Annotated in this window: 5 protein-coding genes and 2 pseudogenes; 3 read left to right on the top strand and 4 right to left on the bottom strand. The window is 68.0% G+C overall.

Annotation, left to right across the window (positions count from 1 at the left end):
- Positions 1–266 (top strand): HRDC domain-containing protein (locus AC1D1G_RS40875; RefSeq protein ID WP_477956459.1); only part of this gene is annotated, 266 nt, incomplete at its 5' end.
- 451 nt (positions 267–717) lie between these two features.
- A pseudogene (locus AC1D1G_RS40870) lies at positions 718–981 on the top strand (WhiB family transcriptional regulator); the annotation flags it as partial.
- A 39-nt stretch (positions 982–1,020) separates the two neighbouring features.
- On the opposite strand, the gene AC1D1G_RS40865 reads toward AC1D1G_RS40870, so the two are convergent.
- From AC1D1G_RS40865 to AC1D1G_RS40855, 3 genes and pseudogenes are all read right to left on the bottom strand, one after another.
- Positions 1,021–2,376, bottom strand: coding sequence for an ABC1 kinase family protein (locus AC1D1G_RS40865; protein WP_280781664.1), 1,356 nt, complete (start codon positions 2,374–2,376; stop codon positions 1,021–1,023).
- A pseudogene (locus tag AC1D1G_RS40860) lies at positions 2,373–3,265 on the bottom strand (hypothetical protein). The gene AC1D1G_RS40865 and the pseudogene AC1D1G_RS40860 overlap by 4 nt, the downstream one beginning before the upstream one ends.
- A gap of 119 nt (positions 3,266–3,384) precedes the next feature.
- Positions 3,385–4,812, bottom strand: a complete 1,428-nt coding sequence (locus AC1D1G_RS40855; protein ID WP_283354542.1) for a zinc-dependent metalloprotease — start codon at positions 4,810–4,812, stop codon at positions 3,385–3,387.
- A 114-nt stretch (positions 4,813–4,926) separates the two neighbouring features.
- On the opposite strand from AC1D1G_RS40855, the gene AC1D1G_RS40850 reads away from it, so the two are divergent.
- Complete coding sequence (locus AC1D1G_RS40850) at positions 4,927–5,949, top strand: YlbL family protein (RefSeq protein ID WP_280781667.1); 1,023 nt, start codon at positions 4,927–4,929, stop codon at positions 5,947–5,949.
- 4 nt (positions 5,950–5,953) lie between these two features.
- Here AC1D1G_RS40850 and AC1D1G_RS40845 read toward each other — a convergent pair.
- The coding region (locus tag AC1D1G_RS40845) for a PPA1309 family protein (RefSeq protein WP_477956458.1) at positions 5,954–6,518 on the bottom strand (565 nt) is incomplete at its 5' end.

The raw sequence follows: 6,518 nt of genomic DNA, 5'->3' as shown, positions 1-6,518 counted from the left end.
CGACCATGCTCGGTCGCTGCGAGGGGTGCCCGTCCAATGTCGACGTGGAACTGCTCGAATCGCTGCGGTCGTGGCGGCTCGAGAAGTCGCGGGAGCTGAAGGTYCCGGCGTACGTGGTGTTCAGCGACAACACGTTGACGGCTCTYGCCGAGCAGCGGCCGCAGGACGATCGCGGGCTCGTCGCGATCCCCGGGATCGGTGCGAAGAAGCTCGAGCAGTTCGGCGAGGACGTCCTCGGTGTGATCAAGGGAAGCGGTAGTCCCTGAACGACTCCCACGCGGTGCGGGAGTAGCGCGCATCACTGCAGGTCAAAAATAGGTTGTGCGGTTCTGGAGAATTGCCTACTGTGGTTTCAGTGCGCGGGGAGACCCGTGTGGTTCACATCGGATCGAGAAGAAATGGAGGTGGCAGTGAAATGACGAAGTTCCAAGCACATGAGACGGCAGTCGCTGCTGCCTCCGCGCTGTTCGGCATGAACGCGGCGGAAACGGCACCGGCGATTGTCTGGTCGGCAGCCCGTCGTCGTCCCGCAGCAGCAGTCGAGTCCGTGTATCGGAGTTGTCGAGGAATTCCTCGGTAGATCAACTCCCACCGTCTTTCCAAGGCCACGGACCCGCATCGCGGACCGTGGCCTTTGTAGTTCGAGCACCTTTCCCGCTCGCAGCCTCGGCTCTGGTTCGCACCCACTTCATCGAACCGAAGAGATTGACCGTCGCAATGAGAGCAGAGGAGAAGGACGTGTCTACCGTGACATGCCGAGGGGTATCCGAAACCTCAACCGCCACAAGCGGATTTGTTCAGATAGTGTCCGCACGTGGTGACCTGCCGTGCCGGGTCGATGATCCCGACCTGTGGTTTGCGGATTCTCCCACCGAGCTGGAACAGGCGAAGGCGCTGTGCGCGTCCTGCCCGATCCGCTCCCGCTGCCTCGACGCGGCCCTCGATCGGGGTGAGCCGTGGGGCGTGTGGGGTGGACTCACACGAGTGGTCCGGGCGAACGCCCGTTCTGTGTTTTCGGGGTCAGACGGTGTCTTCGTCCTCGGGGGCAGGCTCGGCGAAGCCGGGGAGCCACCGGGTGAGGATCTCCATGTACGGCGCGTACGCGTCCAGCTGAGCGCAGATTCCCACCGAGCCGACGAGAACCCGGAAGATCATCAGGTACTCCGCCGGCAGATTCAGTGCCCGGGCCGTCCGGAACTGTGCACTGTTGAAGTCGGTCGCGGAACCCGCGGCCTTCTGCAGCCAGGCGCGGGTGAAGTGGAACGATTCGGTGCGGATCGGGTCGGTGACGGGACGCAGGTAGTCCGCGATCTCCTTGTCGGTGACCGTCCGGCCGGGCAGAACGAATCCGTTGGCGTGCAGCAGCTCCGTCAGTTCGTCGAACTGCTCGTGGAGCGCCAGCCGGACCATGGACCCGAGTACTGGGGGAAGACCGTGCGGAAACGGTGCCGCGGCACCGAAATCGATGACACCGAGGCGGCCGTCGCTGTGCAGCATGAAGTTACCCGGATGCGGGTCGCAGTGGAGCAGGCCGACGCGGGTGGGGGAGGCGAAGTGGAACTCCGCGAGCAGTGCACCCGCGGTGTTGCGTTCCTCGGGGGTGCCGTCGGCGATGATGGCCGACAGCGGCTTCGCCGACATCCACTCGGTGACCACGACCTTGGGGGCACTGGCGACCACGTGCGGAATCGCGAACTGCGGATCCCCGTCGTATACCTTGGCGAAGCGGCGCTGATTGTTCGCCTCGATCCGGTAGTCGAGTTCTTCCTCGGTGCGGGCCGTGAACTCGTCGATGACCGGGCGCACGTCGACGCCGGGCATGACCGAGGCGAACAGTCCCGCGAATCGGCCGAGCGTCTTCAGGTCGGCGCGCAGCGCCTCGTCGGCGCCGGGGTACTGAACCTTGACGGCCACGTCGCGACCGTCGGCCCACACCGCGCGGTGTACCTGGCCGATGCTGGCCGATGCGGTCGGGGTGTCGTCGAACGACTGGAACCGGTCACGCCACTTGGTGCCGAGCTGTTGGTCGAGCATTCTGTGGACTGCCCGCGCGGGCAGGGGAGGCGCCTGCGCCTGCAGCTTGTTCAGCGATTCACGGTAGGGTTCCGCGAACTCTTCGGGGATCGCCGCCTCCATGACGCTGAGCGCCTGCCCCAGTTTCATGGCACCGCCCTTGAGTTCGCCGAGGACCGCGAACAATTGCTCGGCGGCCTTCGCGCTYAGCTGGGCGTCGATCTCGTCCTTGTCACCGCCGGTCAGCTTCCGGCCGAAGCCCATCGCGGCACGCCCCGCGATCCCCAACGGGATGCTCGCGAGCTTGGCGGTGCGGGCGGAACTCCTGCGGGGGATGTCGGACACCCCACCATCATGCATCATGACCGAAGCCGGTTCGATTCGCCCACGGCGGGTGCCAGATACGTGCAGCTGCAGCTCGCCTGCCGTGGCCAGCGCCGGGTCACCAGCCGGTGCGCGCCGAGATCGATCTCGAGCGTCGCGTCGAGGCTGCTGGGCGGCGCGCCTCGCGGAGCAGCCAAGACGGCCTCGAGCTGGCCGAGGGCGACTGCTGCCGTGGCCATGATCACGGCGGGGCTCGCGTGCCCGACCGTCCCGAGGAGCTGAGCGGACAGGTGCGGCCAGTCCTCGTCGTACGCGGCGCGGAGGAGGTCGGCGCACCGCAGGCAACTGGTGTGGCCCGGGAGCACCAGTGGGCCGACCACACCGCGGCCGTCACGCAGCCGGACCTGCAGGTGCGGTATCCCGTTCTGGACCAGATCCGCGACGAGCCGCGGTTCCGCCACCAGATCGTCCGCGAGTACGACGCACAGGGCGTTCCATCGCCGGACGTCGCTGTCGGCGGAATAGCGGAAGGAGCGGGAGACCCGGATGCCGCCGTCCGTGAGCCCGGCCGACACCGCATCCGACAGCGGGCCGCGCCCGTGCACGCGAATCGGGATCGTGTCCGCGGCGGGGACGTGCCTGCGACATCGATCAGACCGGCCCGGTCGAGGTCGCCGAGCAGTTTCGACACGTCCGTGGGCGCCAGGCCGTATCCGACGGCGGTCCACAGGATGTGCGGCCGCGAGTTCTTGCCGTCGAGCAGTCGGACGACGGCCAGGAGTTGCTCGGTCCGGACCCCGGGCGGCGGGGCGAGTACGAGCGCGCGCTCGGGATCCCAGCCGAACTGCACCCGCCCGTCGGGGCGGACGAGTACGGCGATCCGGGGATCGAGGGTGACACCGACGTGGGGTGTGGGCTGGATGGTCACCCGCTGAGGATCGCAGGCCACGACCGGGCGTCAGCGCCGAAAACGCGGGTTGTCCACAGGCCGAAACATGCCTCGACCTGTGGACTTCCCGCTATCGCAAGATTGGTGGGATCAGGAGGTCAGGACTCGGACTCGTCGTCCTTGCCGGACTTGTCGCGTTCGGCTTCCTCGGCCCGCTCGCGCGCCTCGGTTGCCTCCAGCTGCGCCATCGGATTGTCGAAGTCGCCGCCGTCGCCGCCGCCGAGCACACGTTCGACGAACGCATCCGGGCTGTCGAGATCGGACGAGTCGGGCAACAGGTCGGGGTGGGCCCACACACCGTCACGGGCATCGACGGTCGACTCGGACGTCAGGCGAGTCCACAACTGCGCGGCCTCCCGGACCTTGCGGGGACGCAGTTCGAGTCCGACGAGCGTCGCGAACGTCTGCTCGGCGGGTCCGCCGGTCGCACGCCTGCGGCGCAGCGTCTCGCTGAGGGCCGCGACGCCGGGGAGTCGGTCGTTCAGCGCCGACGCGACGACGACCTCGACCCACCCCTCGATGAGGGCGAGCAGCGTCTCGAGTCGCTCGAGGGCCTGCTTCTGCTCGGGTGTGGTCTGCGGTTCGAACGCGCCCTGCTGCAGGATGTTCTCGAGCTGCGACGGATCGGTCAGCGCGGACGGGTCGAGTCCCTTCGCCATGTCCTCGATGGCCGAGAAGTCCATCGTGATGCCGCGGGCGTATTCCTCGACGGTGGCGAGGAGACGCTGACGCAGCCACGGAACGTGGCTGTACAGGCGCTGGTAGGCGGCCTCCCGCGCGGCGAGGAAGACGAGGATCTCGCGGTCGGGCTGTTCGAGCCCCTTGCTGAACCGCTCCACCGCGGCGGGAAGCAGTGCGCCCGTGCCCGCCGGGCCGAGGGGGAGGCCGATGTCGGTGGAGGTGAGCACCTCCTTCGACAACTGGCCCAGAGCCTGGCCGAGCTGGGAGCCGAACGCGAGGCCACCCATCTGGCTCATCATGCCGATCATCGGGCCGGCCATCTGCTGCGCTTCCTCGGGCAGCCCCTGCACCCACATGCCGGACACCTTCTCCGCGACGGGGTCGCACAGCCGCTTCCAGGTGTCGAGGGTGTTGTCGAGCCAGTCGTTGGGCGTCCACGCGACGGTCTTCGTTGCGCCGGCGGGCAGCGTCGTCGCGGCATCGAGCCACAGTTCCGCGAGCCGTGAGGCATCGGCGATCGCCTCGGAGTTGCCCTGGGTGATGGGAGCGACGGACCCCATCTGCTGGCGCGCGAGTTTCTTCGCGATCTCGTAGTTGACCGGGCCGGTCTGCTCACCGGAGCCCATCGACGTGCCCATCCCGCTCAGCATCTGGCCGAACTGGGTCAGCATCTGGCCGAGGGAGGCCGGGTCGAAGCCCCCGGCGGGAAAACCACCCGCCCCGAAACCGAAGTCGTCGGAACCGCCCGCGTTCTTGTCGCGGTCGGGCCCGTTCTGATCCCCCGTGTTCTTGTCACGATCGGGATCGTCGTCGGGTTTGGAGAAGCCGAAGGGCGGATTGCTCATGACTCAACGGTACAAGGCGCGTGGTTCCGTGGCTGTCCACCTCGTCACGCTGACGGCGAACACGCGGGACGGCCGACAGCCGTGTCCGAGGGTTCGCGCTCTACGCTGGTCCAGGTGAATCGACGGATCGTGACGCTTCTGGCTGCGCTGGCCCCGATCGTGGTACTCGGAATTCTCGGCACGGTGATCACGGTGCCGTACGTGGCCCTCGGGCCGGGACCCACGTTCAACACACTCGGCGAAGTGGGTGGTGAGGAAGTCGTCGCCATCGAGGGGACGGAGGTCGACGACACCACCGGCCACCTCAACATGACGACGGTCGCCGTGCGCGACGGGCTCAACGTGTTCGAAGCGTTCGGATTGTGGGCCAGTGGGCGTCAGGGCATCGTCCCCCGCGAAGAGGTGTACCCGCCGGACAAGTCGAAGGACGAGGTCAAACAGGAGAACGACGCCGACTTCCAGCAGTCGGAGGACAGCGCCGAACTCGCGGCACTCCACTTCCTGGGCAAGCCGGTGGACCTGCGGATCGCCAAGGTCGGTGAGGACGGCCCTTCCCAGGGACTGCTGCGCGAGGGCGACGTGCTGGTGAGTGTCGACGGAAAGCCGGTGTCCACTGTCGGTGGTGTGCAGGAGGCGGTGGCCGATGTGCCCCCGAAGACGGAGGTGCCGATCGTGATCCGGCGCGACGGCGCCGAGACGACGGTGCGGGTAGTGCTCGGCGCACGCCCGGACGACGAGTCCAAGGGCTACCTGGGGATCACTCCCGAGGAGATCCCGGACGTCCCGTTCACGATCGACTTCAACCTCGCCGACGTGGGCGGCCCCTCGGCGGGGCTCATGTTCACCCTCGCCGTGATCGACAAACTCAGCCCGGGCGAACTCAACGGCGGCAAGTTCGTCGCCGGCACCGGCACGATCGACTCCGACGGCGACGTCGGTCCCATCGGCGGCATCAAGTACAAGCTGATCGCCGCGGAGGAGGCGGGCGCCGAGACGTTCCTCGTGCCGGCGAAGAACTGCGACGAGGCACGCCAGGGTGCGCCCGACGGGCTCCGGCTGGTGAAGGTCGAGAACCTCGGCGGAGCCGTCGACGCGCTCGAGGCGATCGATGCCGGAGCCGACGCGCCGCACTGCTGAGCGGTCAGTCCTCCTCGGTCGCGTCGAGGGTGGCGTACAACGCGCTGATGAGATTCGGTGCCAGATCCTCGTAGGTGAGCAGTTCGATGCCGGCGTACGGGTCGGCGTCCTCGTCGGGGCGCAACTGCATCAGACACAACGACGGTCCGTCGCGCAGCACGGCGGCGATCAACCGGGCGGACTGGCGGTCGGGATGCGACTCGGCCGCGGCCCGCGCCGCGTCGTCGGCGGCGTCTCGATCGGACAGCAGGGGGACGAGCGCGTCGTCGAGGTCGGACTCCGCCTCGGGCGGTAGAACGACGATCTCCTGAACGAGGGCGCACCCCACCACGGACTCCGGCCAGCTGGTGGTGGCGAGGAACTCGTCGAGTGCGCGCGACCCGCCGTCGATGTCGTCGGGGAACGGATCCTGTTCCACCGGGGTCAATTCCGCGCCGTCGGCGAGTTGGTCGAGCAGGCTCGGTTCGGCGGCCGCGAGCAGTTCGGTCGGGACGAGTGCGAACATCTGGGGCGGCTGATCCCACCCTCCGGCATCGACGAATTCGACCACCTCGCGCACACAGCGGGCG

This window comes from Rhodococcus sp. P3_B8 (genome assembly GCF_056402775.1).
Note: the sequence above shows the minus strand (reverse complement) of the source record. Positions and strands in the feature narration are given on the sequence as shown.

Coding starts and splice junctions, on each gene's coding strand:
- AC1D1G_RS40855 (WP_283354542.1), bottom strand. CDS start 4,812: ATGAGCAATCCGCCCTTCGGCTTCTCCAAACCCGACGACGATCCCGAT.